Consider the following 26,202-nt stretch of genomic DNA (forward strand, 5'->3'; position numbering starts at 1 on the left):
TGCGCGCGCTGTCTCACCAGCCAGGTCATACCGCGACAACGATCACCACAGCAACCCGGCGATCTTCAAACCACCTCACGTGCGGAAAACGGGGCTAGCCGGGGCCGCGCGCGGGGGCGGTGGCTGCTCACGGGTGGCCGCCCCCCTGCCGCGGCTCTCAGTGGCGGGGGCTCCTCTTGCGGACGTCGTGCTCGGCGCGCCACTGACGCAGGTAACGGTCCGCGTCGTCGGCCGAGTAGTGCTTCCTGAGCGCCGCGCTCAGGCCGACGCCGATGGCGCGGCCGTCCGCCGCCTGGCCCAGCGGATCACCAAGGAGAAAGCGGAAGAACGCCTTCATCGTGCACCTCCGATCGGTACGGCTCCATCCTCTACCCGAGGCGTTTCGGAGCATGTGGCCTTCTGTGACAGTCACGTCAACCTGACCCGTCGGCCCAGCCGGCACGCGCAGGCTCGGTTCGATCGGCCCGGTGGCGGTCGTCCGGCGCGCCCGTTCGGGCGCGGTCGTCGGGCGCGGTCGTCGGGTGGTCGGCCCGATCCGGCGCGGCCGTCGGGCGGTCGGCCCGATCCGGCGCGGCCGGCGCGGGCCCGGCCGGTCGGCCCGGCCCGCGTGAAACGGTGGTCAGCCGAGGCGGCGCGGTCTGCGCCTGCGCACCGGGGCGGGAGCCGGTTCTGCCGGCTCGTTCTCCCGCTGCTCCATGTAGGAGGCGCGGGTGTGCTCGGTGTGCTCGCGCATGATCTTCGCCGCCCGGCGCTCGTCACCGGCCTCGATGGCGTCGATCAGCGAGGTGTGCTCGTCCCACGAGGCCATGCCGCGCTGGCGGGCCACCGGCGTGTGATACCAGCGCACCCGCCTGGCCACCTGGGCGGCCAGCTCGGCCAGGACCTTGTTGCCCGACAGGGCCGTCACCAGGGCGTGCAGCTCGGAGTTGGTCGCCACGGCGCCGTCGACGTCGTCGGACTGCACCGCGGCGATCCCGCGGGCGCACAGGTCGCGCAGCCGCCGCACGCCGTCCTCGCCGGCGTGCTTTGCGGCGAGCCTGGCGGACTCGGTCTCCAGCAGGGCGCGGACCGCCAGTAGCTGGTCGGCCTCCTCCACCGTCGGGACGTGCACGAACGCGCCCTGACCGGGGTGGAGGTCGACCCAGCCCTCGCCGCTGAGCTGCTGCAGCGCCTCGCGGACGGGCTGCCTGGAGACGCCGAGCAGCTCGGCCAGCTCGCTCTCGACGAGATGCTGGCCGGGCTTGAGCTGGCCGGAGACGATGAGCTCCTGGATCGCCTCGATCACGCTCTCCCTGAGCGTGGCGGGGCGGGGAATCTTGGGGGCCGCCGTCTGACCGGCCTGATCCGACAGCAACATGGTCACGTCTCCAGGGCTGCGTTATGGTTTTTGGTCGACTGCCTACAGCATACCGTTTGGGTGTTCCGCACGATCGTGAGTCTCATCACAGGAGACCACTCCTAGGGGGTGCGGGGGGCAAGGTAGGGGTTCAAGCGTCTCAAAGCCTGGCCCGGGCTCGCCAAGGGGCCTGCTCCCGAACGACTTCAGAGGGGCGAACGGCGATCTCGGAGGGGACGCCGCTCGGAGGGGACGCGGCTCGGAGGGGACGCGGCTCGGAGGGGACGCGGCTCGGAGGGGACGCGGCTCGGAGGGGACGCGGCTCGGAGGGGTGTTGCTCAGAGGGGGATGGTGGCGGGCAGGCCCGGGATGCGCAGGCGGGGCGTGGCGAGGGCGGGCAGCGCCGCGAGCGCGGCGGCCGTCACGAGGGCGGCGCCGGGGGCGGTGAACGCGGTGACCGCCAGGGCGACGGCCGCCACCCCGGCCACGGCCTTGGCGCTGTAGACGACCGCGTGGATCTCGGTGGCGCGCTCGCCGCCGAACAGCTCGCGTACGAGGCTGGCGAGCAGCGGGTAGAAGGCTCCGCCGCCCAGCCCGGCCGCCACGGCCCCCAGCCACAGCAGGGGACCGCCCACTGTCGCAGCCGGGGCCGCCGCCGGGGCCGCTGCCGGGGCCGCCGGGTTCTGGACGGCGACGGCCAGGAGGAGCTGGCCGAGGGCGAGCGAGCCGAAGACGGCGGCCAGGACGCGGCGGCGGCCGAACAGCTCGGCGGCGCGCATGGCGACCGACCTGCCCGCGCCGTTCAGCGCCACCAGCAGCGCCAGCGCGCCCCACGCGCCGGTGCCCGCCACCACGATCACGTCGAACACGGACACGGCCCCGGCGCAGACCAGCATCAGGGCCAGCGCGGGCAGCGTGCGGGTGCGCAGGGCCTGGGCGAGCCCGTACTGCTTGGCCGCCTCGGGGGAGGTGCGCAGCCGGTCGGCGTCGAGGGCGTGCCTGCGCGGGTCCACGTCGTCGGGCCACCACAGGGGCGGCGGCAGCCGCAGGCGCCGGGCGGCGGTGGCGATGACGGCCGTGGCCAGGACGGCGCAGATCAGGAAGCCGGCCTGCGTGGCGGCCGGGGCGATGCCGGCCCACAGCAGCAGGGGCACGGCTCCGTACCCGAAGGCGCCGGTGATGAGGCCGACGCGGGCGGCCGGGCGTTCGGGGTACCAGGAGGAGACGACCTCGCCGCAGACCCCGTAGACGAGCCCGGCCCCCAGCCCGCCCAGCACGGCGTAACCGGCGAAGACCAGCAGGCCGGTCGCGAGGGACGGCCCGGCGGCGCCGAGCGCCGACGCGGCCAGGGCGTCGGGGGAGAGAGCGGCGGCGGCCAGGCCGAGGCCGGTCAGGAGCGCGCCGATGGCCAGGCAGGCGCGCACGCTCAGCCGGCGCCGCCGCACGAGGTGGAGGGCGGGCAGCGCGCCCGCCGCCTGGCAGGCGATCCAGACCGCCAGCAGGGTCAGGCCGCCGGGCTCGCCGGCGTGCAGGGCGGCGTAGCCGTACTGGAGCGGGCCGATGACCGCCATCGAGGCCAGGGCCAGCCGGAACATGCGGGCGCGGTCGGGCGGGACGGGACCGGGCGCGTACGAGCGCCCCCGCCAATCCTTGATTGCATTCTCCATACTGTATGGAATATCCAGAACACAACCGCCTGTCGAGCTCTAGACGAAGGATACTCCATACGGTATACCGTCTACAAAGGAGGCTCGAATGGACCTGTACGAATACCAGGCGAAGGAGCTCTTCGGGCGTCACGGGATCCCGGTTCCCGCAGGCCGGATCGCGGCCACACCGGCCGAGGCCCGCGCGATCGCGGCCGAGCTGGACACGCCCGTTGTCATCAAGGCCCAGGTGAAGACCGGTGGACGGGGCAAGGCAGGCGGGATCAGACCGGCGGCGGGGCCGGTCGCGGCCGAGGCGGAGGCCGATCGCGTCTTAGGGATGGACATCAAGGGGCACATCGCGCGCCGCGTGCTGGTCGAGGCAGCGACGGTGCCGTTCGAGGAGTACTACGCGGCCTTCCTGGTGGACCGTGCCGAGGGCGGGTTCCTGGCGATGGTGTCGGGCCAGGGCGGCATGGAGATCGAGGAGCTGGCGGCCACCGACCCCGACGCCCTCGTGAAGCTGCCGATCGACCCCGTCACGGGCGTGGACGCCGACGTCGCCCGGCTGCTGGCGGAGAAGGCCGGGCTGCCCGGGCAGGCGGCCGAGGTGCTGGAGCGGCTGTGGCGGGTGCTGGTCGCGGAGGACGCCCTGCTGGTCGAGGTGAACCCGCTGATCTGCACCACCGACCAGCGGATCATGGCACTGGACGGCAAGGTCACCCTCGACGACAACGCGGCCTTCCGCCACGCGTGGGAGGGCTACGCCGAGCGCACGGACAGCCTGGAGGACCGCGCCAGGGCCAAGGGGCTCAACTACGTCAAGCTGGACGGCACGGTCGGCGTGATCGGCAACGGCGCCGGGCTGGTGATGAGCACGCTCGACGTGGTGGCGGGGGCCGGCGCCGACCCCGCGAACTTCCTCGACATCGGGGGCGGCGCCTCCGCGCAGGTCATGGCCGACGGGCTGGAGATCATCCTGGCCGACCCCGACGTGCGCTCGGTGCTGGTCAACGTCTTCGGCGGCATCACGGCCTGCGACGCGGTGGCCAACGGCATCGTCACCGCGCTCGGGCTGCTCGGCGAGCGCGGCCTCGGCAGGCCCATCGTCGTACGGCTGGACGGCAACAACGCCGAGGTGGGCCGGCGCATCCTGAGCGACGCCCGGCACCCGGCGGTCCGCCAGGTCTCCACCATGGACGGCGCCGCCGAGATGGCGGCCAGACTCGCGGCAGGTGCGTAAATGGCGATCTTTCTGACCAAGGACAGCCGGGTCCTCGTCCAGGGCATGACGGGCGCGGAGGGCACCAGGCACACGACGCGCATGCTGGCCGCCGGCACCGACGTGGTGGCCGGCGTGACGCCGGGCAAGGGCGGCCGCTCGGTGGACTTCGGCGAGCGCACGGTGCCCGTGTTCGGCTCGGTGACCGAGGCGGTGGCGGAGACCGGGGCCGACGTGTCGGTCGTCTTCGTGCCGCCGAGGTTCACCGCCGCGGCCGTGGAGGAGGCGGTGGCGGCGGAGGTGCCGCTCTGCGTGGTGATCACGGAGGGCGTGCCGGTGCACGACGCCGTGCGCCTGCGCGCCCTGGCCGGCGGCCGGACCAGGATCATCGGGCCCAACTGCCCCGGCCTGATCAGCCCCGGCCAGTCCTCGGCCGGGATCATCCCCGCCGACATCACCTCGGCCGGGCGCATCGGGCTGGTCTCCAAGTCGGGGACGCTGACGTACCAGCTCATGTACGAGCTGCGCGACCTCGGCTTCTCCACCGCCGTCGGCATCGGCGGCGACCCGGTCGTCGGCACCACGCACATCGACTGCCTGCGGGCCTTCCAGGACGACCCGGGCACCGACGCGATCGTGATGATCGGCGAGATCGGCGGCGACGCCGAGGAGCGGGCCGCCGCCTACATCGAGCGGCACGTCACCAAGCCCGTTGTCGCGTACGTGGCCGGGTTCACCGCCCCCGAGGGCAAGACGATGGGGCACGCGGGCGCGATCGTGTCCGGCTCGTCCGGCACCGCGCAGGCCAAGAAGGAGGCCCTGGAGGCGGCCGGCGTCCGGGTCGGCAGGACGCCCTCGGAGACCGCCCGCCTCATGCGGTCGGCGCTGTCATGAGATTCGACGTCATGAGACTCGACGCCATGAGATCCGGCGCCATGAGATTCGACGTCAACCTCTCCATCCTCTTCACCGGCCTGCCGCTGCTGGAGCGCCCGGCGGCGGCGGCCAAGCACGGGTTCGACGCCGTCGAGCTGTGGTGGCCGTTCGACGGCCCCGACCCGGGCGGCGCGGCGCTGGCGGAGCTGCGCCAGGCCGTCGAGGAGGCCGGGGTGCGCCTGGTGGGGCTCAACTTCGACGCCGGCGACATGGCGGCCGGCGAGCGCGGCCTGCTGGCCAGGCCGGACGGCTCGGCCCGCTTCCGGCGCAACATCGACGTCGCGGTCCAGCTCGCCGGCGAGCTGGGCTGCACGGTGCTGAACGCGTTGTACGGCAACGGCCCCGGCACCGACAGGGACCTGGCCGTGGCGAACCTGCGCAGGGCGGCCGACGCGGCGGCCGGCATCGGCGCGACCGTGGTGGTCGAGGCGCTCAACTCCCACGAGAACCCGATGTACCCGATCACCTCGGCCGGGGCCGCGTTCGAGCTGATCGACCAGGTGGACAGGGAGAACGTGGCCTTCCTGGCCGACCTGTACCACCTGCACCGGATGGGGGAGGACGTGCTCGCCCTCATCGACCGGCACACGGCCAGGTTCGGGCACGTGCAGATCGCCGACGATCCCGGCAGGGGGCGGCCGGGGAGCGGGCGGATGCCGTACCCGGAGATCTTCGCGCGGCTGGAGGCGGCGGGCTACCGCGGCCACGTCGGCCTGGAGTACCGGCACGAGGGGCCGGGCGCGTTCGACTGGAGGCAGTGAATGAACAGCGGGACGACCATCGGGTTCGTCGGCTTGGGGATCATGGGCAGCCCGATGGCGGCCAACCTCCTCAAGGCCGGATATGCCGTGACCGGGTATGACGTGTCCGCCGAGCGGGTCGCGCAGCTCGCCGCGCTCGGCGGCAAGCGCGCCACCGGCGTGGTGGACGCCGTCGCCGGCGCCGACGTGGTGATCACCATGCTCCCCGACTCGCCGCAGGTCGAGGAGGTCGCGCCGCTCGTCATCGAGTACGGCCGGCCGAACCTGCTCTACATCGACATGAGCACGATCAAGCCCGAGACCTCCCGCCGGGTCGCCAGGCAGGCGGCGGCGGCCGGCGTGCGCGCCCTGGACGCCCCCGTCAGCGGCGGCGAGCGCGGCGCGATCGACGGCACCCTGTCGATCATGGTGGGCGGCGCGCCCGAGGACGTCGAGGAGGCCAGGCCGGTCCTGGAGCGCCTGGGGGTCACCATCGTGCACGTCGGCCCCGCCGGGGCCGGCCAGACCGTCAAGGCGGCCAACCAGCTCGTGGTCGGCGGCATCTACGGGCTGGTCTCGGAGGCGATCGTGCTGCTGGAGGCGTCGGGCGTGAACCCCGCCGCCGGGCTCGACGTGCTGGCGGGCGGCCTGGCCGGCTCCCGCATCCTGGAGCTCAAGCGGCACACCATGGTCAAGCGGGAGTTCGTCCCCGGCTTCCGCATCGACCTGCACCACAAGGACATGGGCATCGCCCTGGCCGCCGCGCGCGAGGCCGGCGTCAGCCTGCCGCTCACCGGGCAGGTCGCCCAGCTCGTGGCCGCGGCCAGGGCGCAGGGCCACGGCTCGCTCGACCACTCCGCCCTGCTGAAGGTGATCGAAAGGCTGAACGCGTGAACAGAGTCCCCTGCATGGAGGCCGTGGTCAAGGTGCTGGAGTCGGAGGGCGTCGACACCGTCTTCGGCATCCCCGGCGCGGCCATCCTGCCGCTCTACGCCGCGCTCCGGAACAGCTCGATCCGGCACATCACCGTGCGGCACGAGGAGGGCGGCACCCACGCGGCCGACGGCTGGGCCAGGGTCACCGGCAACGTCGGCGTCTGCATCGGCACCTCGGGGCCGGCCGGCACCAACATGATCACCGGCCTCTACACCGCGCTGGCCGACTCGATCCCGATCATCTGCGTCACCGGCCAGGCCATGACCTCCAAGCTGCACCAGGAGGCCTTCCAGGCGGTGGACATCGTGGAGATCGCCCGCCCGGTGACCAAGTGGGCCGTGCAGCTCAAGGAGCCGGCCCAGGCGCCGTGGGTGTTCAGGGAGGCGTTCCGGATCGCCCGCTCGGGACGGCCGGGGCCGGTCCTCATCGACCTGCCGATCGACGTCCAGCGCGGATCGTGCCGCTACGACCCGGAGCTGGACGCGCCGCTGCCCGTCGAGGTGCCCAGCCCGCTGCCCAGGGCCGTGCGGGCGGCCATGGACCTGCTGGAGGAGGCCAGGCGGCCGATCATCCTGGCCGGCGGCGGCGTGATCATCGCCGACGCGTGCGACGAGCTGCGCGCGCTGGCCGAGCACCTCCAGGTGCCGGTGCAGGTGACGCTCATGGGCAAGGGCGCCTTCCCCGAGGACCACCCCCTCTTCGCCGGGATGGCCGGCATCCAGACGCAGACGCGGTGGGGCAACGCCGCGTTCCTGGCCAGCGACCTGGTCCTGGCCGTGGGCGCGCGCTTCGGCGACCGGCACACCGGCGACCTCGACGTCTACCGGCGCGGCCGCACGTTCGTGCACGTGGACATCGACCCCCTGCAGCTCGGCCGGGTCTTCGAGCCCGACCTCGGCGTCGTCGGCCACGCCCGCGCCGTGCTGGGCGACCTGCGCGACGAGGCGCGCCGCCGCGGCGGGCCGCGGCGGCCCGGCAAGTGGGTGGCCAAGGTGGGCGAGCTGCGCGGCACGATGGCGCGCCGCGACGACTTCGACGACGTGCCGATCAAGCCGCCCAGGGTGTTCAAGGAGATCAACGAGTACTTCCCCAGGGACACGACGTTCGTCACCGCGATCGGGCTCTACCAGATCTGGTCGGGGCAGTTCCAGACGACGTACCTGCCGCGCCGCTACCTGGTGTGCGGGCAGGCGGGACCGCTGGGCTGGGAGGTGCCGGCCGCCATGGGCGTCAAGCTCGCCCACCCCGAGCGGCAGGTCGTGGCCGTGGTCGGCGACTACTCCTTCCAGTTCCTGATGGAGGAGGTGGCGGTGGCGGCGCAGTACCGGGTGCCGTTCGTCATCGTCATGATCAACAACGAGTACCTGGGGCTCATCAGGCAGGCGGAGCTCCCGTACGACATGAACTACGCCGTGGACCTGCACTACGGGGAGGGCGGCATCGACCATGTCAAGGCCATGGAGGCGTTCGGCTGCCCGGCGCGCCGGGTGGAGCTGCCCGGAGACCTGCGCGACGCGCTGGCCTGGGCGAGCGCCGAGGCGGCGGCCAAGCGGCTGCCGGTGCTGGTGGAGGTGATGGTGGAGCGCGAGGCGAACGCCGCCATGGGGTCCTCGCTGGAGGCGATCACCGAGTACGAGCCGCTGCCCGAGCTGATCACCGCCGACTGGTCCGACTGACCCCCCGATGGAGGAGGAGCGTATGCAGCTCAAGCCGGGCACGTCCTGGCGGGACGCCTACCAGCGCTGCTGCGAGGCGGCCCCCGAGGCCTTCCACGACGACCGGGTGCTCAACCACTGGGGCGGCATCTGGCACCGCGACGGGCGACCGGTGCCCGGCTTCTCCCCGCTGGACGGCACCGCCATCGCGGGTCCGCCCCGGCTCGACCGGGCGGGGGCGGGCCGCGCCGTGGCCGGCGCGGTGGAGGAGCACCGGCGCTGGCGCCACACGCCGCTCGCCGAGCGCAAGGCCATGGTCTCGGCGGCCGTGGAGTCGATGGCCGCCCACCGCGACCTGCTGGCCCTGCTGCTGGTCTGGGAGATCGGCAAGCCGTGGAAGACGGCCCGCGCCGACGTGGACCGCTGCCTGGACGGCGTGCGCTGGTACGTGGCGGAGATCGACCGCATGGTCGAGGGCCGGGCGCCGCTGCCCGGCCCGGTCAGCAACATCGCGAGCTGGAACTATCCGATGAGCGTGCTCATGCACGCCATGCTCGTGCAGGCGCTGGCCGGCAACGCGGTGATCGCAAAGACGCCCACCGACGGCGGATTGTGCTGCCTGACCCTGGCCTGCGCCCTGGCGGTGCGGGAAGGGCTGCCGTTCACGCTGGTCAGCGGGGGAGGGGCGGAGCTGTCACCGGTGCTGGTCGGCTCGGGCTCGCTGGGCTGCGTGTCGTTCGTGGGCGGCAGGGACGCCGGCGCGAAGGTGGCCACCTCGCTGGCCGACCTCGGGCGGCGGCACGTGCTGGAACAGGAGGGCCTCAACTGCTGGGGCGTGTGGGAGTACGGCGACTGGGACCTGCTCGCCCGGCAGATCCGCGCCTCCTTCGACTACGGCAAGCAGCGCTGCACCGCCTACCCGCGCTTCGTCGTGCAGCGCTCGCGCTTCCACGACTTCCTGGCGGCCTACCTGGAGGCGGTGGGCTCGCTGCGCTTCGGGCATCCGCTGGCCGTGGCGCGGCCCGGCGATCCGCTGCCGGAGCTGGACTTCGGCCCGCTGATCAACGCCTCGAAGGCCAAGGAGCTGGCCGACCAGGTGGACGAGGCCGTGGCGCGGGGCGGCGTGCCGGTGCACCGGGCGTCCCTCGACTCCGGACACTTCCTGCCCGGTCAGGATATTTCCGCGTACTTTGCTCCGACGGCCCTGCTCAACCCGCCGCCCTCCTCACCCCTGCACCACGCCGAGCCGTTCGGCCCCGTGGACACCATCGTGCTGGTGGACACGGAGGCTGAGCTGCTGGCCGCCATGAACGCCAGCAACGGCGCCCTGGTGGCCACGCTGTCGTGCGAGGAGGAGGAGACCTTCCGCCGGCTGGCCCCGGAGGTGCGGGCGTTCAAGGTGGGCCACAACAGGCCGCGCTCGCGCGGGGACCGCGAGGAGTTGTTCGGCGGGCTCGGCGCGTCGTGGCGCGGCGCGTTCGTCGGCGGCGAGCTGCTGGTGCGCGCCGCCACCACCGGCCCGGACGGCGAACGCCTCCCGGGCAACTTCCCGAGCTACACGCTCCTGCCGTAGCCCCGCCGCGGCGCGCCCCGACCGGGCCGCGCCGCCCTCGCGCGCACCGGCCTTCCGGGCGGGTGCGCCCGGACGGCGTGGAGGCGGATGCGCCTAGAAGGCGCCGAAGCGGGTCGCCGCCAGCAGGACCAGAAAGGTCAGCATGGCGACCCGCAACACCTTGCCCGCCACGCCCAGCGACGGCCACGACAGGTAGGCCAGCCAGCCGACGAACGCCAGCACCGGCAGCACGGCCACGCCGCCCAGCGGGTTGGTCACGGCGAACCCCGCCAGCAGCAGGACCACCAGCACGGCCGGCGCCACCCACCGGGGCACCTGCGTGAACAGGAACGTCATCGGCACCGCGCTGCGCGCCTCGACCGCCTTGCGCAGGCCGGTCGCGCCCGGCGTGAAGAACTGCTCGCCCTGGGGCTGCGGGCGGCGCTTGTTGTCAGGGGCCACGCCCAGAGCCTACGGGAGTTCGGGCCACGCGTGGGGTGCGCGCCTTTAGGCTGGTCGGGTGCTCGCCGTGATCCGATACACCGTTCCAGAGTCCCAGTCCCAAGACTTCGTCAAGCAGGGCCACACCATCCTCGACACGTTCGCGACCCAGCCCGGCTACCTGCGGGGCAGGCTGGCCCGCTCGGTCGACGAGCCCAATCTGTGGGCGCTGGTCACGGAATGGGAGGGCGCCGGGTTCTACCGAAGAGCGTTGTCGGCCGCCCGGATGGTGATGTATCCCCTGATGATCCTGATGCTCAACGAGCCCAGCGCGTACGAGGACGTCTACACGCGGGACGGGGCGTAGCATTACTCGCGCGCGAGAGCGGGGGCCCGTCCCCTAAGCTGGGATCTCACAATTTCCCTCGCCGACCTCCAGCCGGAAAGAGAATCAACCAAAATGGCACGACGCACCGACGTCATGGACACCATCGTCAGCCTCGCCAAGCGCCGCGGGCTCGTTTACCCGTCGAGCGAGATCTACGGCGGACTGCGCGCGTCGTGGGACTACGGTCCACTGGGCGTCGAGCTGAAGAACAACGTCAAGCGGCAGTGGTGGCTGTCGATGGTCCAGTCGCGCGACGACGTGGTGGGCCTCGACTCCTGCGTCATCCTGGCGCCCGAGGTGTGGCGGGCCAGCGGCCACGTCGAGACCTTCACCGACCCGCTGACCGAATGCCTGTCCTGCCACAAGCGCTTCCGCGCCGACCACCTGATCGAGGCCTACGAGGAGAAGAACGGCCGGGCGCCCGAGGCCGGCCTGGCCGACATCACCTGCCCCAACTGCGGCAACAAGGGCACCTTCACCGAGCCGCGGCAGTTCAGCGGCCTGCTGAAGACCTACCTCGGCCCGGTCGAGGACGAGTCGGGCCTGGCCTACCTGCGGCCCGAGACCGCGCAGGGCATCTTCATCAACTACCTCAACGTGCAGCAGTCGGCCCGCAAGAAGATCCCGTTCGGCATCGGCCAGGTCGGCAAGTCGTTCCGCAACGAGATCACCCCGGGCAACTTCATCTTCCGCACCCGCGAGTTCGAGCAGATGGAGATGGAGTTCTTCGTCAAGCCGGGCACCGACGAGGAGTGGCACCAGTACTGGATCGACGAGCGCTTCCGCTGGTACTCCGACCTGGGCATCAACAAGGACAACCTGCGCCTTTACGAGCACCCCCAGGAGAAGCTGTCCCACTACTCCAAGCGCACCGTCGACATCGAATACCGCTTCAACTTCACCGGCTCGGAGTGGGGCGAGCTGGAGGGCATCGCCAACCGCACCGACTACGACCTGTCCTCCCACTCCAAGGCGTCGGGCGCCGACCTGAGCTTCTTCGAGCAGGAGAGCGGCGAGCGCTACATCCCCTACGTCATCGAGCCGGCGGCCGGCGTCGACCGCGCCACGCTGACGTTCCTGATCGACGCCTACACCGAGGACGAGGCGCCCAACGCCAAGGGCGTCATGGAGAAGCGCACGGTCATGCGGCTCGACCACCGGCTCGCGCCGGTCAAGGCCGCGGTGCTGCCGCTCTCGCGCAACGCCGACCTGTCGCCGAAGGCGCGTGACCTGGCCGCCCAGCTCCGCCGCCGCTGGAACGTCGAGTTCGACGACGCCGGGGCGATCGGCCGCCGCTACCGCCGCCAGGACGAGATCGGCACGCCGTTCTGCATCACGGTCGACTTCGACACGCTCGAAGACCAGGCGGTGACCATCCGCGAGCGCGACACGATGGCCCAGGAGCGCATCTCGATCGATGGCGTCGAGTCCTACCTGCGCCAGCACCTGAACGACTGACCGGTCCTGCCGAAGACCTGAACGACTGACCGGTCCTGCCGAAGACGGGCCGCCCCTTCGCGGGCGGCCCGTCTTCTCATGTGCGGGGAACCCGCCGCAGCGCTATCCCGCGCCGGTGGCGGACGCCTCGGGGCCGGCCGGCGCGCTGGGTGAGGCCGTGGCCGCGCTGCTCGACCCGGCATCCGGCGTGCTGCCCTTCGGGGTGCCCGAAGGGGTGCCCGTCGGGGCGCTCGGGCCGATCGACGGCGTCGTCGTGGGCTGGGCCGTGGCCGAGGGCGGCGTCGTCCCGGCGGCCGGCGTGGACGGCCGGCCGACCGACATGTACGCCAGCACCCCGATCGCGACGAACACCACCGACACCACCGCCGCGGCGCCGTAGCCGATCCTGCGTCTGAGACGCCTGCGCTGTTCCCGTCGCAGAGCCTCCTCGCGCCGCATGGCGGCGCGCCTGCGCTTCACCTTTCGCTGTGACATGGCTGCTCCCGAGTACGGTCTCGGGCGTCACCATAAAAGGCGCCGCATAATGTCGATCTAAGGGCATGGAGTCCCGGCGGCGGGCGGCATATCGTCATGGTCTGTATGCCCGGCACGCACCCCCGAAGCGCCTGAAACCCGAAGCGCCTGAAACCCGAAGCGCCTGAAACCCGAAGCGTCTGAGAAACCCGAAGCGCCTGAGAACCCGAAGCGCCTGAGAAAACGCGCCTGAGAAACACCCGGGGCACCCGCGAAGAACCCGGGGCGCCCGACGAAGGACCCGAAGCGCCTGAGAAGAAAGGGCGACCGCCCATGCGTACCCGCCTCCCGGTCGTTCTCGCCGCCGCGCTGTGCGCGATCCTGTCCGTGCCCGCCGCGGCGGCGAGCCCCGACGTGCCCGACGACCAGCCCTTACCGGGCTACACCATCGACAACCCGCCGCTGACCCCCGCCGTCGTGCGCGGCGAGCCGAGCCGGGTGCACCAGGGCGTGCACCGGCACGCCGCCTTCCAGATCGAGGTGCCGCCGCGCTGGAACGGCGACCTGGTCATGTGGGCGCACGGCTACCGCGGCGACAGCCGGGTGCTCACCGTGGACCCGCCCGGCTACGGCCTGCGCCGGCGCCTGCTGGAGCAGGGCTACGCCTGGGCCGCCTCCTCCTACTACGCCAACGGCTACGACGTGCGGGCGGGCGTGCTCAGCACCCACGCGCTCACCGAGCGCTTCGCCGACACCGTGGGCCGGCCGCGCCGGACGTACATCGCGGGCGTGTCCATGGGCGGTCACGTCACGGTCCGCTCGATCGAGCAGTACCCCGGCCGGTACGCCGCCGCGCTGCCGATGTGCGGGGCGATCGGCGACCACGAGCTGTTCGACTTCTTCCTGGACTATCAGCTCCTCGCGCAGGACCTGGCCGACGTGCCCGCCTACCCGATCCCGGCCGACTACGCGACCTCGGTCGTGCCCCGGATCAAGGAGCGGCTGGGGCTGACCGGCGGGCCCGAGCCCACCGGCGAGCCGGGCAGGCAGTTCCGCTCCCTCGTCGTCAACCTCAGCGGCGGCGAGCGCCCGGGGGCCGCGGCGGCGTTCGCGTACTGGCAGGACTTCCTGTTCGGGCTGGCCGAGGCGGACGGCGGCGGCAGCCTGGCGGAGGAGCCCGGCAGGGTGGCGACCAACCGCGGCACCGTCTACCGGCCCGCCACGCCGGTGGACGTCAACGCGAGCGTGCGGCGGGTGCCCCCCGCCGACCCCCGGGCCCGCCACACGCGGCGGCTGACCGAGGTGGCCTCCGTGTCCGGCAGGATCGAGGTGCCCGTCCTGACCCTGCACGACCTGGGCGACAACTTCGTGCCGTTCTCGATGGAGCAGCACTACCGGGCCGACGTGGCCCGGCACGGCCGCTCCCACCTGCTGGTGCAGCGGGTGATCCGGGCGGTCGGGCACTGCGAGTTCAGCCCCGCCGAGGCCGGCGCGGCGTGGGACGACCTCGTCCGCTGGCAGCGCACCGGGAAGCGGCCCGCCGGCGACGACGTGACGCGCCCCTCCGTGCTGGCCGACCCGGCCTACGGCTGCCGCTTCACCGACCCGTCGGCGTACGCGACCGGCACCCGCCCGCTGTTCGCGCGCTGCCCATGAACCGAAAAATCGTGTAAAGGCGACGGTTACGCAGGTTTTCGCGCTCCCTTGATGTCATTCGTGTACGCCAACACGAGGGACGAGGAATCTATGCGTGCATCACGTTTCGCACTAGTACTGCTCGCCGCCGGCGCGCTGCTCATGACCGGGAGCGCGGCGTTCGCCGACCCCGAGCCGAGCGCTCTTGAGCTGCGCGTGGTCGTGGACGACTGCCCGCACGGCAGCGTGCAGCCATGACCGACCCGGCCCTGCTCGAAAGGGCCCTGTTCGAGGTCAAGCGGGTGATCGTCGGGCAGGACCACATGGTCGAGCGGCTGCTCGTGGCGGTGCTCGCCAAGGGGCACTGCCTGCTCGAAGGCGTCCCCGGCATCGCCAAGACGCTGGCCGCCGAGACCATGGCCACGGTCGTCGGGGGCACGTTCTCCCGCATCCAGTTCACGCCGGACCTGGTGCCGTCCGACATCGTCGGCACCAGGATCTACCGGCCCTCCACCGAGTCGTTCGACGTCGAGCTCGGTCCCGTCATGGTCAACCTGCTGCTCGCCGACGAGATCAACAGGGCGCCCGCGAAGGTGCAGTCCGCCCTGCTGGAGATCATGGCCGAGGGCCAGGTCAGCATCGGCGGCGTCACGTACGAGGTGCCGCGGCCCTTCCTGGTGCTGGCCACCCAGAACCCGATCGAGTCGGAGGGCGTCTACCACCTGCCCGAGGCGCAGCGTGACCGCTTCCTGATGAAGATCGACGTGGACTATCCCAGCGAATCGGAGGAGCTGGCGATCGTCTACCGCATGAGCGTGGACCCGCCCGCCCCCCAGAACGTCCTCGGCCCGGAGCAGGTCGTCGCGTTGCAGCGCCGGGCCGAGGAGGTCTTCGTGCACCACGCGGTCGCCGAGTACGCCGTCCGCATCGTCTACGCCACCCGCGACCCCGAGCGGTACGGGGTGCCGGACGTGGGCCGGCTGCTGGCGTTCGGGGCCAGCCCCCGGGCCACGCTCGGCCTGCTGGCGGCCGGCCGGGCGCTGGCGCTCATGCGGGGGCGCGACTACGTGCTGCCGGAGGACGTACGGGACCTGGCGCACGACGTCATGGCCCACCGGCTCGTGCTCTCCTTCGACGCGCTGGCCGACGGGGTGGCGCCCCGGCAGATCGTGGACCGGGTGCTGGCGGCCGTGCCGCTGCCCGTCATCGCCCCCCAGCAGCAGGAAGCGGTGGCATGAAGCCGTACCTGATGGCCGAGCCCGCGCTGCGCAGGCTCGAACTGACGATCACCAGGAGGCTGGATGGGCTGCTCCAGGGTGAACACCTCGGCCTGGTGCCAGGTCCGGGCAGCGAACCGGCGGAGTCGCGGCCGTACCAGGCGGGGGACGACGTGCGGCGGATGGACTGGAACGTCACCGCGCGCACGAACGAGCCCCACGTCCGTGACCTGGTCGCGGACCGGGAGCTGGAGATCTGGGCGCTGCTCGACGCCACCGCCAGCATGGACTTCGGCACCGCGGCGATGGAGAAGCGGGAGCTGGCCGTGGCCGCCCTGGCCGCGGTCGGCTTCCTCACCCAGCGCACCGGCAACCGCATCGGCACCCACCTGCTGCACGGCGGCGGCGTCAGGACGCTGCCCGCCAGGACGGGCCGGCCGCACCTGATGGCGCTGCTGCAGGCGGCCTTCGCGCTGCCGCGCACCCCGCCGGGGGTGGCCGAGCCGCTGCTCGGCGTGGCGGCCGAACAGCTCGGCCGGGTGGTGCGCCGCCGCGGCCTGGTCGTCGTCGTGTCGGACTTCCTCGACACGCCGGAGACCTGGGAGCTGCCGCTGCGCCGGCTCACCGCCCGCCACCAGCTGCTGGCCGTGGAGGTGGTGGACCCGCGCGAGCTGACGCTGCCGGACGTGGGCATCCTCACGCTGATCGACCCGGAGACGGGCCGGCGGCGCGAGGTGGCCACCGGCAACGCGCGGCTGCGGCGCAGGTACGCCGAGGCCGCGGCCGGGCAGCGCGCGGCCATCGAGCAGGCGCTGCGCCGGGCCGGGGCCACCCACCTGCGGCTGCGCACGGACCGCGACTGGGTGCGCGACCTGGTCAAGCACGTCATGCGCCAGCGCCGCCTGGCCACGCTGGCGGCGAGCCCGGCCCTGCGGCGAGGAGGGGCGCCCGCGGGGAACGGCGAAGCCGCGCCGATCCAGGCAGCAGGCCAGGAAGGCCCGGGAGAGCCCGGAAGGCCGCGGGCGGAGGGCCGGACAGGTCCCGGAAAGCCGGGGCCGCCGGCGGGGGGCTGGGGAGGCCCCCCGGGAGGAGGTGGGGCCGCATGACGCTTCTCGCGCCCGTCTGGTTGCTGCTGCTCGTCCCGGTGGCCCTGCTCGCCCTGGCGTACGTGCTCATGGCCCTGCGCAGCAGGACCGCCTACGCCGTCCGCTTCACCAACCTCGACCTGCTCGACAAGGTGGCGCCGCGGCGGCCCGGCTGGCGCAGACACGTGCCGGCGGCGGCGCTGCTGCTCATGTTCGCCCTGCTCGTGGTGGGCTTCGCGCGGCCGACGGCCGAGGTGCGGGTGCCGCGGGAACGGGCGACGATCATGGTGGCGTTCGACGTGTCGGCCTCCATGGGGGCGACCGACGTCTCGCCCAACCGGTTCGAGGCGGCCAAGCAGGCGGCCAGGGAGTTCGTCCGAGGGCTGCCCGAGCGGTTCAACCTGGGCCTGGTGTCGTTCTCGTCGGCGGCGTCCGTCGCCGTGCCGCCCACCACGGACCGGCAGACGGTGCTGGGCGCGATCGACCGGCTCAGCCTCGACTCGGGCACCGCCATCGGCGAGGCCGTCTACTCCTCGCTGGAGGCCATCGCCGCGCTGGACTCGGAGGAGGAGGCGCCGCCCGCGCACATCGTGCTGCTGTCGGACGGCTCCAACACCACCGGCCGCACGGTGAGCGACGCGGCGGGCGAGGCGACCTCGCGGGGCGTCCCGGTCACCACGATCGCGTACGGCACCGCCGACGGCACCATCAGCCTGTCGGGCCGCGAGGTCCCGGTGCCGGTGGACGGGCCCGCGCTGCGCGGCCTGGCCGAGTCGGCGGGCGGCGGCTTCTACGAGGCGGCCAGCGGCAGCGAGCTGCAGGCGGTCTACGAGGACATCGGCACGTCGGTGGGCTACCGCACCGAGCGGCAGGAGGTCTGGCAGTGGTTCGTGGGGGCGGGGCTGATCTTCGCGATGATCGCGGCGCTGACGTCCATGGTGTGGTTCTCGAGGCTCCCATGAGAGGTCTGGGCAGGCCGCGCGGCCCGGAGTTCCGTACGGTGCCGGTGGGCGCGGGGGAGCGGCCCCCGCCCCAGGGCGCGCCCGCGCCGGCCCTGCCGCCGCTGATCGGGCCGCCGCTGATCGGACCGGCGGCCGGGTCGCCGCCGGTCGTGCCGCCGCCGGTCGTGCCGCCGCGTCCGGTGGCGGAGACCGTGCAGAAGGCGCCCAGGACGTCGCCGCCCCGGGGACGCCTCCTGGTGGCCGCCGCGCTCGTCGCGGCGCTCACCGGGGCGGCGGCGGGCGCGGCGGGGGCCCGGCTCTTCGAAGGGTCCGAGCCGGCCCCCGCCGCGGCCCTGCCGAGGGCGGCCCCCGCGCCGCCGGCGAGCCTGACCGGGCTGAGCGCGACGGCGGCCCGCGTGCTGCCCAGCGTGGTCTCCGTGGAGACGCGCCGCTCGGGCGGCTCCGGCTTCGTGGTGGACGACCGCGGCCACATCGTCACCAACGCCCACGTGGTCAGCGGCAGCAGCTCGGTCACCGTCGTGCTCAGCGACGGCCGCCGGCTCTCCGCCGACGTGATCGGCGCGGACGACGACGAGGACCTGGCCGTGCTGGAGGTGGCCTACCCGGCGGAGCTGACGCCGGCCACGCTCGGCAGGTCCGCGGACCTGTCCGTCGGCGACCAGGTGCTGGCCATCGGCTCGCCGCTGGGCCTGTCCGGCACGGTCACCGGCGGCATCGTCAGCGCCCTGGACAGGGAGGTGCGGCTGGGCGGCTCCCGGCGCACGGCCGTGCAGACCGACGCCTCCATCAACCCCGGCAACTCCGGCGGCCCGCTGGTGAACGCCCGGGGCGAGGTCGTCGGGGTGAACACCGCGATCGCGGCGAGCCGGGGAGGCGGCAACATCGGCATCGGTTTCGCCATCCCCATCGACCGGGCGGCGCCCATCGCAGAACGAATCATCCGAAACTAGGGTGCTGCACATGCGACTGCTAGTGGTGGAGGACGAGGAGGACCTGGTCGACGCGCTGCGCGTCGGCCTCGTCCGCGCGGGGTACGCGGTGGACGTCGCCTACGACGCGCCCTCCGCGCACGAGAAACTGCAGGTCAACACGTACGACCTGGTCCTGCTCGACCTGAACCTGCCCGGCGGCGACGGGTTCCAGCTCTGCCGGGGCGTGCGCGCGGCCGGCAAGGGGGTGCGGATCATCATGGTGACCGCCCGCGACCGGCTCGACGACCGGGTCCGCGGCCTCGACGAGGGGGCCGACGACTATCTGGTCAAGCCGTTCGCCTTCCCCGAGCTGCTGGCCCGGGTGCGGGCGCTGCTGCGCCGGGACACCGGCGGCGGCACCTCCGTGCTGGAGGTGGGCGGCCTGCGCATCGACACGGCCCGCCTGGAGGTCTCGCTCGACGGCAGGTCCCTGGCGCTCACCCCCAAGGAGTACGGCGTGCTGCACTACCTGATGACCCGGCCCGGGCACGTCGTGTCCACCGAGGAGCTGCTCGAACACGTCTGGGACGAGCACGCCGACCCGTTCACCAGCACCGTCCGGGTCACGGTCGGCAACCTGCGCCGCAAGCTGCAGGAGGACGGCCTGATCGAGACCGTGATCAGCCGGGGCTACCGGCTGAAGGAGCCCACGTGATCCACACCATCCGCTTCCGGATCACGGTCCTGTACTCGGGGCTGCTGTTCGTGCTGGCCGCGCTCGTGCTCGGCGGCATCTACTTCACCGTGTCCAACACCACCGACCAGCGCCCGGTCACCACCGAGATCGCCAAGACCTACAGCAGGACCAACCAGTATCTCGGCAAGCGCGAGGTGGTCTTCATGGAGGAGGTCGAGAACGCGGTCAACGTCGAGACGATGGCCACCCTGCGCAACTACTCGCTCCTCACCCTGGCCGGACTGTACGTCGCCAGTCTGGGCATCGGCTGGGTGCTGGCCGGCCGGGTGCTGCGCCCGGTCCGGTCGATCACCCACACGGCCGAGGAGATCCAGGCCACCGACCTGAACCGGCGCATCAAGCTGCACGGCCCGCGCGACGAGCTGAAGGACCTGGCCGACACCATCGACACGATGCTCGACCGCCTGGAGGAGGCGTTCAGCGCGCAGCGCCAGCTCATCGATGACGCCTCGCACGAGCTGCGCAGCCCGCTGACCATCATCAGGGCCAACGTGGACGCCGTGCTGGCCGATCCCGGCGCCAGCGAGGAGGAGCGGGCCAGGGCCGTGGCCATCATCGACCGCGCCACGACCCGCATGACCCGGCTCGTGGAGGACCTGCTGGCCACCGCGCGCCGGCAGGGCGCCGCGTTCGCCGACGCCGACCTCGACCTGGCCAGGGTGGTGGGGGAGGCGTGCGAGGAGTACACCGCGCCCGCCGCCGCCCGCGACATCACGATCGGCCGGCGGCTGGGCGCCGGGCTGGAGACGACCGGCGACGCCGACGCGCTGCGCCGCGCCGTGTCCAACCTGCTGTCCAACGCCGTGCGGCTGTCGCCGTCCGGCGGCACGATCCGGGTCGGGGCGGGCCGGGCGGACGGCTGGTTGTGGGCGGCGGTCCGCGACGACGGCCCCGGGCTGCGCGAGGCCGACCAGGCGCGGGTGTTCGACCGCTTCTGGCGCGGCGAGGCCAGCCGCAGGGACCGCCACACGGGCCTGGGCCTGGCGATCGTGCGGCAGATCGTGGAGTCGCACGGCGGGCGCGTGGAGGTGTTCTCGCGGCTGGGCGAGGGCGCGACGTTCGTGCTCTGGCTGCCCCCGCGCGACGGCGCGCCCGGCACGCCACCGCACGGCAACCCCCTGGCCTGACGGGCGCTCAGGGCTCCCGGCCGGCCTGACGGCCGGGAGGCCGCGCCGAGGGCGGATGCCCCTGCGGCCGGTACGCGCCGTGCTCCCGCGCCGGGTTGACCCGGACGAGTGGGCGTGCAGGGCCCGTGGCCGGTAGCGCGATGAACCCCAGCGTGTGGGGCCGCAGCCAGCGCGCGAACGGCAGCCGTTCGTCGAGGTAGATCGCGGAGTCCACGGCCGCCTTGGCGGAACCGGCCACGAAACGAGGGCGGCGCTTGGGCTTGGTAGGAGTGGCCATGGGGGCCTCCTGATGGGGGTGTGATCTGATTCTGCACCCGCTGCCCGGCTTTCTCAAGAATTGGTGTAAACCAATTGGTCTAATCCAATTTTCGGTTGTCTGGTCGTATAATTGGATTAGACCTGTGATGCTGCGTTTAGCAGCGCAAACACTGACTTAACGGAGGAGTGCAGTTTCATCATCAATTTCACCGGTAGAGTCCGGGACAGAAGCGCAGGATTGGAGCTGTGGTGGCCAAGTACGTTTACGACTTCACCGAGGGCAACAGGAATCTCAAGGATCTTCTCGGCGGTAAAGGCGCGAACCTCGCCGAAATGACCAACCTCGGGCTGCCCGTGCCCCATGGATTCACGATCACCACCGACGCGTGCCGCCACTACCTGGCGGAAGGCTCCGTACCGGAAGGGCTGGAGCGGGAGGTCGACGAGCACCTGCGGGCGCTGGAGTCGCGGATGGGCAGGAAGCTCGGCCAGGCCGACGACCCGCTGCTGGTGAGCGTGCGCTCGGGGGCGAAGTTCTCCATGCCGGGCATGATGGAGACGGTGCTCAACATCGGGCTCAACGACGAGTCCGTCCACGGCCTGGCCAAGCAGTCGGGCGGCAACGAACGCTTCGCCTGGGACTCCTATCGCCGGCTGATCCAGATGTTCGGCAAGACCGTGCTCGGCATCGACGGCGACCTGTTCGAGCGGGCGCTCGACGACCTCAAGGGCCGCCGCCAGGACACCGACCTCGACGCCGGCGAGCTGCAGCAGCTCGTGGAGACGTACAAGGGGATCGTGCGCGAGCAGACCGGCAAGGACTTCCCCGCCGACCCGCGCGAGCAGATGCGCCTGGCCGTCATGGCCGTCTTCGACTCCTGGAACGCCCCGCGCGCCATCCTCTACCGCCGCCAGGAACGCATCCCCGCCGACCTCGGCACCGCGGTCAACATCATGGCCATGGTCTTCGGCAACTACGGCGACGACTCCGGCACCGGCGTCGCCTTCACCCGCGACCCCGGCTCCGGGCAGCAGGGCATCTACGGCGACTACCTGCAGAACGCCCAGGGCGAGGACGTGGTGGCCGGCATCCGCAACACCATCCCCCTGCAGGACCTCGAACACCTCGACAAGCCCTCGTACGACCAGCTCGTCGGCATCATGGAGACCCTGGAGAACCACTACCGGGACCTGTGCGACATCGAGTTCACGATCGAGCGCGGCAAGTTGTGGATGTTGCAGACGCGCGTCGGCAAGCGCACGGCGGCGGCCGCGTTCTGCATCGCCACCCAGCTCGTCGACCAGGGCCTGATCACCATGGACGAGGCCGTCACCCGCGTCACCGGCGACCAGCTCGCCCAGCTCATGTTCCCCCGCTTCGACGGCGGCGCCGAGAAGAAGAAGATCGCCAAGGGCATGAACGCCTCCCCGGGCGCCGCCGTCGGCAAGGCCGTCTTCTCCTCCGGGCGCGCCGTCGAGCTGGCGGAGCAGGGCGAGGACGTCATCCTCGTCCGCCGCGAGACCAACCCCGACGACCTGGCCGGCATGATCGCCGCCAGGGGCATCCTGACCAGCCGCGGCGGCAAGACCTCCCACGCCGCCGTGGTCGCCCGCGGCATGGGCAAGACGTGCGTGTGCGGGGCCGAGGAGCTGGAGGTCCTGACGGCCGAGCGCCGCTTCGTCGCCCCCGGCGGCGTGGAGGTCCGCGAAGGCGACGTCATCTCCATCGACGGCACCACCGGCGAGGTCTTCCTCGGCGAGGTCCCGGTCGTGGACTCGGCCGTGGTCGAGTACTTCGAAGGCGCCCAGGAGCCGGCGGACGACCTGGTCAAGGCCGTGGACCGGCTCATGCGCCACGCCGACGCGGCCCGCCGGCTCGGCGTGCGCGCCAACGCCGACACCCCCGAGGACGCGGCCCGCGCCCGCCGCTTCGGCGCCGAGGGCATCGGGCTGTGCCGTACGGAGCACATGTTCCTGGGCGAGCGCCGCCGGCTCGTCGAGGACCTCGTCCTGGCCGCCACGGACGAGGAGCGCCAGGCCGCCCTGGACGCCCTGGAGCCCCTGCAGAAGACCGACTTCATCGGCATCTTCCGGGCCATGGACGGCGCGCCCGTCACCATCCGCCTCATCGACCCGCCCCTGCACGAGTTCCTGCCCGACATCGTGGAGCTGTCGGTCAAGGTCGCCACGGAGGAGGCCACCGACAAGGACCGCAGGCTCCTGGCGGCGGTCAAGCGCCTGCACGAGCAGAACCCCATGCTCGGCCTGCGCGGCGTCCGCCTCGGCCTGGTCATCCCCGGCCTGTTCGCCATGCAGGTCAGGGCCATCGCCCAGGCCGCCGCCGAGGTGCCGGGCGCCCGCCCGGAGATCATGATCCCGCTGGTGGCGGCCGTGCAGGAGCTGGAGTCCGTACGCGAGGAGGCCGTCAAGATCCTCGCGGACGCCGGCGCGGAAGCCCTCATCGGCACCATGATCGAGACCCCCAGGGCGGCCCTCACCGCCGGCCAGATCGCCGAGGCCGCCGAGTTCTTCTCCTTCGGCACCAACGACCTCACCCAGATGGCCTGGGGCTTCTCCCGCGACGACGTCGAGTCCGCCTTCTTCTCCCGCTACCTCGACCTCGGCATCTTCGGCGTCTCCCCCTTCGAGACCGTGGACAGGGAGGGCGTGGGCCGCCTGATGGAGATCGCCGTGAGGGAGGGCAGGGCCGCCCGGCCCGACCTGCACCTGGGCATCTGCGGCGAGCACGGCGGCGACCCGGACTCGGTGCACTTCTGCCACGAGGTGGGCCTGGACTACGTGTCCTGCTCGCCGTTCCGGATCCCGGTGGCGCGGCTGGAAGCAGGCAGAGCCGCCCTCGCCGAAACCGACTCCGACACCCGCTGACCTTTCGGCCGCCCCGGCGAAGGGGCCCCGCCTTCGGCCCGGTGGGCGTCCTGTCCCAGGACGCCCACCCCGATCCCGGGTACCGGCCGGCCGTTCAGGGAGTCGTGGCGGCTCGTTCGGACTCGCTGCGCAGGACGCAGAACTCGTTGCCCTCGGGGTCGGCGAGCACGGCCCAGCCCGTGCCGTCGGCCCGGCGGCGGTCGGCGACGAGGGTGGCGCCCAGGGCCAGCAGGCGCTCCACCTCCTCCTCCCTGGAGCTCCGCGGGCGCAGGCAGAGGTGGAGCCGGTTCTTGGCCGTCTTGGGCTCCGGCACCTGGTTGAAGTGCAGCACCGGCCCCTCGGGCAGCAGGACCTGCGTCTCCTCGTCCCCGGGCCGGTCCTCCGGATGCAGCGGGCCGCCGGTCGCCTCGCTCCAGAAGCGGGCGAGCTCGTAGGCGTTCGCGCAGTCGATCGCCACGTTCTGCACTATGGACACCATGCCTCCGATCATGCCCCACCATGGGAGGCCCGGTACCATCCCGAGATCATGGATGTGCCGCACGACGTGCCCCGAGACCTCGACGTCGCCTTCCGCGCGGTCGGCCTGCCCTGGCCGGACGTCCGGCCGGGCCGCTTCGACGGGGTGCTGGCCGAGCTGGGCGACCGTACCGAGGCGCGGGTGCTGCGGGACCGGGTGCGCGGGCTGCGTACGACCCAGGGGGAGTTCTTCGCGCGGCTGCGGGAGCTGGCCGACCGGCACGGCGGCGACCCCATGCGCCTGCTCAGGCACAAGGACCGCTCCTGCGTGCACGAGGTGCGCGAGGAGTGGGCGGAGGCGGCGGCGCGGGCGGCGCAGCAGCACGCGGCGGCCGAGCGGCTCGCCCGGGCGGCCGTCTCGGGGCTGCGGGCGCGCGGTGAGCTGCCCGTGGTGCCCGACTATCTCGGTGACGACCTGCCCGCCTGGGTGGAGCGGCGGCCCGATCACGGCATCCGGCGCGAGGTCACGGCCGGTCGCGCGCCCGCCGCCGAGGCTCTGCTGCGCTGGTACGAAGATCCCCACGGGCCGCGCCTCTGCGTCGTCACCGGCTCACCCGGCTCGGGTAAGACTCACCTGCTGGCCTGGTTCAGCCACTCCGGCGTGCGGGGATGGGCGGGGTACGAAAGGCAGAGGGAGGCCGCCGTCTGCCTGCGCGGCCTGAGCGTCGAGGAGGCCGCACGCGAGCCGGCCGGCTTCGACCTGAACGGCCCCGGCTCGGGGGAGAGCGGCCGGCCCGCGCTCATCACGATCGCGGACCCGCACCGGGCCGCCGACCCGGAGGGCGTGCTCGCCGCGCTGATCCGGCCCCTGGCCGCCGACAGGCGGGTGCGCCTGCTCGTGGAGTGCCCGGACCCCGCCATCCCGGCGGAGCCGGGGGAGCCGGTCTTCGTGCTGGATCTGGACGATCCGCGCTGCACCGACCGGAGCGCGTTCACCCGCTGGTACGCGGCCGAGCTGACCAGGACCACCCCCGGCGCCGGCGGGCCACACCCGGCCGGGCATCCGGCCTTCGAGGCGGACCAGCTCTACCCCTCCCCGGGGCTCGCCGCCATCGCCGCCCGTGCCAGGGGCGCCGACCCGGGGCCGGCTCTGCCCATCGCCGAGCGCGTGGCCCGGGCGTGGCTGGACGGCGTGTCCCCGCAGGCCCGCGCCGCCGTCGGCACGCTGTCCCTCGTGTTCGCCCCGATCGGCCCGTACACGTGGCGGCTGCTGCACTGTGGCCGCGACCGGGACGACCCGGACGCGGCCGCCCGGGGCGTGGCGGAGGCCGCCGCCCTGCTGCCCCTCGCCGAGCCCGGCCTGCCCGCGTACGACGTGGGCCTGCCCGCCCTGGCCGCGGCCGTGGCCCCGCCTCCCGGCGCGCACCGCGAGCTGGTGGCCGTCGTACGCGGCTGGCCGGTCGCGGCGGAGCTGCCCCCGCCCTCGTACGTGGACAGGCACCTGCCCGCGCACGAGCGGCTGAGCGGCGCAGACCTGGAGGCCGTCGAGCCGCTCCCGCTCCGCCGGCCCCGGGTCGCCGTCACGCGCGAGCTGCTGGAGAGCGTGTACGGCGAGAACGGCGTCATCAGGCCGGCCCCCGGCGACCTGCACCCCGCCATCACCCACGAGCCGACCCGCCGCTTCCTGACCGAGGTCGGCCTGCCGGCGAAGGGCGTGCACGGCGGGCCGAGGGACGTCCGGAACTTCGCCGTGTCCGTCGGCGAGTCGGAGGACCCGGAGGGGGACGCCGTGGAGGAGCTGCGCGCGACCCTGCCCTGCGACCTCGGCGCGGTGTTCGCGCTCGACGACCTGCACACCTGGTACCTCTTCCTGGACGGCGCCACCGGCCTGGTCCACGAGGTGCACGAAGGGCTGGACTCCGCCCGGGTCGCCCATCGGAGCGTCGAGTCGTACGCCTACTTCGCCTACGTGATCCAGCGGGACCGGGAGCTGTGGTGCGGGCACGGCGCGCCGTACGAGGCGGCGGGCTGGTGCGCCGAGGACCTCTCGCTCGAACTGCACACCTACGACCCCGCGGCCATGGCGGACGAGGAGGCCCTGTGGCCGCCGACCCTGCTCGACTACACGCTCATGTGACTGCGGGA

25 protein-coding genes are annotated in these 26,202 nt (G+C 72.9%); 19 read left to right on the plus strand and 6 right to left on the minus strand.

The window, feature by feature from the left end; genetic code table 11:
- Positions 1 to 157 precede the first annotated feature (157 nt).
- From IO39_RS24070 to IO39_RS24080, 3 genes are all read right to left on the minus strand, one after another.
- Positions 158 to 337 carry a hypothetical protein gene (locus IO39_RS24070; protein WP_043627466.1) on the minus strand — a complete coding sequence of 60 codons (180 nt, stop codon included), beginning with the start codon at positions 335 to 337 and terminating at the stop codon, positions 158 to 160.
- Between the two features lie 282 nt (positions 338 to 619).
- Positions 620 to 1,357 carry a GntR family transcriptional regulator gene (locus IO39_RS24075; RefSeq protein WP_043627467.1) on the minus strand — a complete coding sequence of 246 codons (738 nt, stop codon included), beginning with the start codon at positions 1,355 to 1,357 and terminating at the stop codon, positions 620 to 622.
- Positions 1,358 to 1,674: 317 nt separating this feature from the next.
- Entirely contained in the window at positions 1,675 to 3,003 is a 1,329-nt protein-coding gene (locus IO39_RS24080) for an MFS transporter (RefSeq protein WP_157548818.1), read from the minus strand.
- 88 nt (positions 3,004 to 3,091) lie between these two features.
- Here IO39_RS24080 and sucC point away from each other — a divergent pair, with 88 nt between their 5' ends.
- Genes sucC through IO39_RS24110 form a run of 6 tightly spaced genes read left to right on the plus strand, consistent with a single transcriptional unit; the run spans position 3,092 to position 10,044 of the window.
- On the plus strand, positions 3,092 to 4,225 hold the full coding sequence (gene sucC, locus IO39_RS24085; protein WP_043627470.1) for an ADP-forming succinate--CoA ligase subunit beta: 1,134 nt from the start codon (positions 3,092 to 3,094) through the stop codon (positions 4,223 to 4,225).
- Positions 4,226 to 5,098, plus strand: coding sequence for a succinate--CoA ligase subunit alpha (sucD, locus tag IO39_RS24090; RefSeq protein ID WP_043627472.1), 873 nt, complete (start codon positions 4,226 to 4,228; stop codon positions 5,096 to 5,098). It begins immediately after the preceding gene.
- A gap of 11 nt (positions 5,099 to 5,109) precedes the next feature.
- Entirely contained in the window at positions 5,110 to 5,901 is a 792-nt protein-coding gene (locus IO39_RS24095; RefSeq protein ID WP_245642179.1) for a hydroxypyruvate isomerase family protein, read from the plus strand.
- Entirely contained in the window at positions 5,902 to 6,774 is an 873-nt protein-coding gene (locus IO39_RS24100; protein ID WP_043627475.1) for a 2-hydroxy-3-oxopropionate reductase, read from the plus strand. It begins immediately after the preceding gene.
- On the plus strand, positions 6,771 to 8,492 hold the full coding sequence (gene gcl / locus IO39_RS24105) for a glyoxylate carboligase (protein WP_157548820.1): 1,722 nt from the start codon (positions 6,771 to 6,773) through the stop codon (positions 8,490 to 8,492). Before IO39_RS24100 ends, gcl begins: the two co-directional genes overlap by 4 nt.
- Positions 8,493 to 8,514: 22 nt before the next feature.
- Entirely contained in the window at positions 8,515 to 10,044 is a 1,530-nt protein-coding gene (locus tag IO39_RS24110) for an aldehyde dehydrogenase family protein (protein ID WP_211267145.1), read from the plus strand.
- Between the two features lie 93 nt (positions 10,045 to 10,137).
- On the opposite strand, the gene IO39_RS24115 is transcribed toward IO39_RS24110, so the two are convergent.
- Positions 10,138 to 10,485 carry a DUF6703 family protein gene (locus IO39_RS24115; RefSeq protein WP_052423303.1) on the minus strand — a complete coding sequence of 116 codons (348 nt, stop codon included), beginning with the start codon at positions 10,483 to 10,485 and terminating at the stop codon, positions 10,138 to 10,140.
- Positions 10,486 to 10,543: 58 nt separating this feature from the next.
- On the opposite strand from IO39_RS24115, the gene IO39_RS24120 reads away from it, so the two are divergent.
- The 11 genes from IO39_RS24120 to IO39_RS24165 all read left to right on the plus strand — a co-directional run bounded on the left by IO39_RS24120 (position 10,544) and on the right by IO39_RS24165 (position 20,457).
- Positions 10,544 to 10,831 carry an antibiotic biosynthesis monooxygenase family protein gene (locus IO39_RS24120; RefSeq protein ID WP_043627484.1) on the plus strand — a complete coding sequence of 96 codons (288 nt, stop codon included), beginning with the start codon at positions 10,544 to 10,546 and terminating at the stop codon, positions 10,829 to 10,831.
- A 93-nt stretch (positions 10,832 to 10,924) separates the two neighbouring features.
- Entirely contained in the window at positions 10,925 to 12,310 is a 1,386-nt protein-coding gene (locus IO39_RS24125; RefSeq protein WP_084773400.1) for a glycine--tRNA ligase, read from the plus strand.
- A 115-nt stretch (positions 12,311 to 12,425) separates the two neighbouring features.
- A complete protein-coding gene (locus tag IO39_RS24130; protein WP_043627488.1) occupies positions 12,426 to 12,689 on the plus strand; it encodes a hypothetical protein in 264 nt (87 codons plus the stop codon).
- Positions 12,690 to 13,096: 407 nt separating this feature from the next.
- On the plus strand, positions 13,097 to 14,419 hold the full coding sequence (locus IO39_RS24135) for a DUF6351 family protein (protein WP_043627491.1): 1,323 nt from the start codon (positions 13,097 to 13,099) through the stop codon (positions 14,417 to 14,419).
- Positions 14,420 to 14,509: 90 nt separating this feature from the next.
- A complete protein-coding gene (locus IO39_RS54700) occupies positions 14,510 to 14,656 on the plus strand; it encodes a hypothetical protein (protein WP_157548822.1) in 147 nt (48 codons plus the stop codon).
- Positions 14,653 to 15,636 carry an AAA family ATPase gene (locus IO39_RS24140; RefSeq protein WP_043627493.1) on the plus strand — a complete coding sequence of 328 codons (984 nt, stop codon included), beginning with the start codon at positions 14,653 to 14,655 and terminating at the stop codon, positions 15,634 to 15,636. Before IO39_RS54700 ends, IO39_RS24140 begins: the two co-directional genes overlap by 4 nt.
- A complete protein-coding gene (locus tag IO39_RS24145) occupies positions 15,633 to 16,721 on the plus strand; it encodes a DUF58 domain-containing protein (protein WP_063765333.1) in 1,089 nt (362 codons plus the stop codon). The genes IO39_RS24140 and IO39_RS24145 overlap by 4 nt, the downstream gene beginning before the upstream one ends.
- Positions 16,718 to 17,662 (plus strand): VWA domain-containing protein, encoded by a 945-nt coding sequence (locus IO39_RS24150; protein WP_043627495.1) that lies wholly within the window; start codon positions 16,718 to 16,720, stop codon positions 17,660 to 17,662. The genes IO39_RS24145 and IO39_RS24150 overlap by 4 nt, the downstream gene beginning before the upstream one ends.
- Complete coding sequence (locus IO39_RS24155) at positions 17,659 to 18,612, plus strand: S1C family serine protease (protein ID WP_043627497.1); 954 nt, start codon at positions 17,659 to 17,661, stop codon at positions 18,610 to 18,612. Before IO39_RS24150 ends, IO39_RS24155 begins: the two co-directional genes overlap by 4 nt.
- 10 nt (positions 18,613 to 18,622) lie before the next feature.
- Positions 18,623 to 19,288: a response regulator transcription factor gene (locus IO39_RS24160; RefSeq protein WP_043627711.1), complete on the plus strand. Its 666-nt coding sequence runs from the start codon at positions 18,623 to 18,625 to the stop codon at positions 19,286 to 19,288.
- A complete protein-coding gene (locus IO39_RS24165; protein ID WP_043627499.1) occupies positions 19,285 to 20,457 on the plus strand; it encodes a HAMP domain-containing sensor histidine kinase in 1,173 nt (390 codons plus the stop codon). The genes IO39_RS24160 and IO39_RS24165 overlap by 4 nt, the downstream gene beginning before the upstream one ends.
- 7 nt (positions 20,458 to 20,464) lie before the next feature.
- Here IO39_RS24165 and IO39_RS24170 read toward each other — a convergent pair whose 3' ends face one another.
- Positions 20,465 to 20,734, minus strand: coding sequence for a hypothetical protein (locus tag IO39_RS24170; RefSeq protein ID WP_043627502.1), 270 nt, complete (start codon positions 20,732 to 20,734; stop codon positions 20,465 to 20,467).
- A gap of 230 nt (positions 20,735 to 20,964) precedes the next feature.
- Between IO39_RS24170 and ppdK the strand changes: the two genes are divergently transcribed.
- Entirely contained in the window at positions 20,965 to 23,601 is a 2,637-nt protein-coding gene (gene ppdK, locus IO39_RS24175) for a pyruvate, phosphate dikinase (RefSeq protein ID WP_043627713.1), read from the plus strand.
- A 94-nt stretch (positions 23,602 to 23,695) separates the two neighbouring features.
- On the opposite strand, the gene IO39_RS24180 is transcribed toward ppdK, so the two are convergent.
- Positions 23,696 to 24,079, minus strand: a complete 384-nt coding sequence (locus IO39_RS24180; protein WP_043627715.1) for a VOC family protein — start codon at positions 24,077 to 24,079, stop codon at positions 23,696 to 23,698.
- Between the two features lie 48 nt (positions 24,080 to 24,127).
- On the opposite strand from IO39_RS24180, the gene IO39_RS24185 reads away from it, so the two are divergent.
- Complete coding sequence (locus IO39_RS24185) at positions 24,128 to 26,194, plus strand: SUKH-4 family immunity protein (RefSeq protein WP_157548824.1); 2,067 nt, start codon at positions 24,128 to 24,130, stop codon at positions 26,192 to 26,194.
- Positions 26,195 to 26,202: the final 8 nt, after the last annotated feature.

It is taken from the genome of Nonomuraea candida (assembly GCF_000725485.1).
In the GTDB taxonomy this organism is placed as follows: Bacteria; Actinomycetota; Actinomycetes; order Streptosporangiales; family Streptosporangiaceae; genus Nonomuraea; species Nonomuraea candida.

Bases quoted from the DNA above. Each gene is read 5' to 3' on its own strand.
- sucD (WP_043627472.1), top strand. From the start codon at position 4,226: ATGGCGATCTTTCTGACCAAGGACAGCCGGGTCCTCGTCCAGGGCATG.
- IO39_RS24180 (WP_043627715.1), bottom strand. From the start codon at position 24,079: ATGGTGTCCATAGTGCAGAACGTGGCGATCGACTGCGCGAACGCCTAC.
- IO39_RS24080 (WP_157548818.1), bottom strand. From the start codon at position 3,003: ATGGAGAATGCAATCAAGGATTGGCGGGGGCGCTCGTACGCGCCCGGT.
- IO39_RS24160 (WP_043627711.1), top strand. From the start codon at position 18,623: ATGCGACTGCTAGTGGTGGAGGACGAGGAGGACCTGGTCGACGCGCTG.
- IO39_RS24070 (WP_043627466.1), bottom strand. From the start codon at position 337: ATGAAGGCGTTCTTCCGCTTTCTCCTTGGTGATCCGCTGGGCCAGGCG.
- IO39_RS24075 (WP_043627467.1), bottom strand. From the start codon at position 1,357: ATGTTGCTGTCGGATCAGGCCGGTCAGACGGCGGCCCCCAAGATTCCC.
- IO39_RS54700 (WP_157548822.1), top strand. From the start codon at position 14,510: ATGCGTGCATCACGTTTCGCACTAGTACTGCTCGCCGCCGGCGCGCTG.
- IO39_RS24170 (WP_043627502.1), bottom strand. From the start codon at position 20,734: ATGGCCACTCCTACCAAGCCCAAGCGCCGCCCTCGTTTCGTGGCCGGT.
- IO39_RS24140 (WP_043627493.1), top strand. From the start codon at position 14,653: ATGACCGACCCGGCCCTGCTCGAAAGGGCCCTGTTCGAGGTCAAGCGG.
- IO39_RS24135 (WP_043627491.1), top strand. From the start codon at position 13,097: ATGCGTACCCGCCTCCCGGTCGTTCTCGCCGCCGCGCTGTGCGCGATC.
- IO39_RS24150 (WP_043627495.1), top strand. From the start codon at position 16,718: ATGACGCTTCTCGCGCCCGTCTGGTTGCTGCTGCTCGTCCCGGTGGCC.
- IO39_RS24145 (WP_063765333.1), top strand. From the start codon at position 15,633: ATGAAGCCGTACCTGATGGCCGAGCCCGCGCTGCGCAGGCTCGAACTG.
- IO39_RS24100 (WP_043627475.1), top strand. From the start codon at position 5,902: ATGAACAGCGGGACGACCATCGGGTTCGTCGGCTTGGGGATCATGGGC.
- IO39_RS24095 (WP_245642179.1), top strand. From the start codon at position 5,110: ATGAGACTCGACGCCATGAGATCCGGCGCCATGAGATTCGACGTCAAC.
- sucC (WP_043627470.1), top strand. From the start codon at position 3,092: ATGGACCTGTACGAATACCAGGCGAAGGAGCTCTTCGGGCGTCACGGG.
- IO39_RS24110 (WP_211267145.1), top strand. From the start codon at position 8,515: ATGCAGCTCAAGCCGGGCACGTCCTGGCGGGACGCCTACCAGCGCTGC.
- IO39_RS24185 (WP_157548824.1), top strand. From the start codon at position 24,128: ATGGATGTGCCGCACGACGTGCCCCGAGACCTCGACGTCGCCTTCCGC.
- IO39_RS24125 (WP_084773400.1), top strand. From the start codon at position 10,925: ATGGCACGACGCACCGACGTCATGGACACCATCGTCAGCCTCGCCAAG.
- IO39_RS24155 (WP_043627497.1), top strand. From the start codon at position 17,659: ATGAGAGGTCTGGGCAGGCCGCGCGGCCCGGAGTTCCGTACGGTGCCG.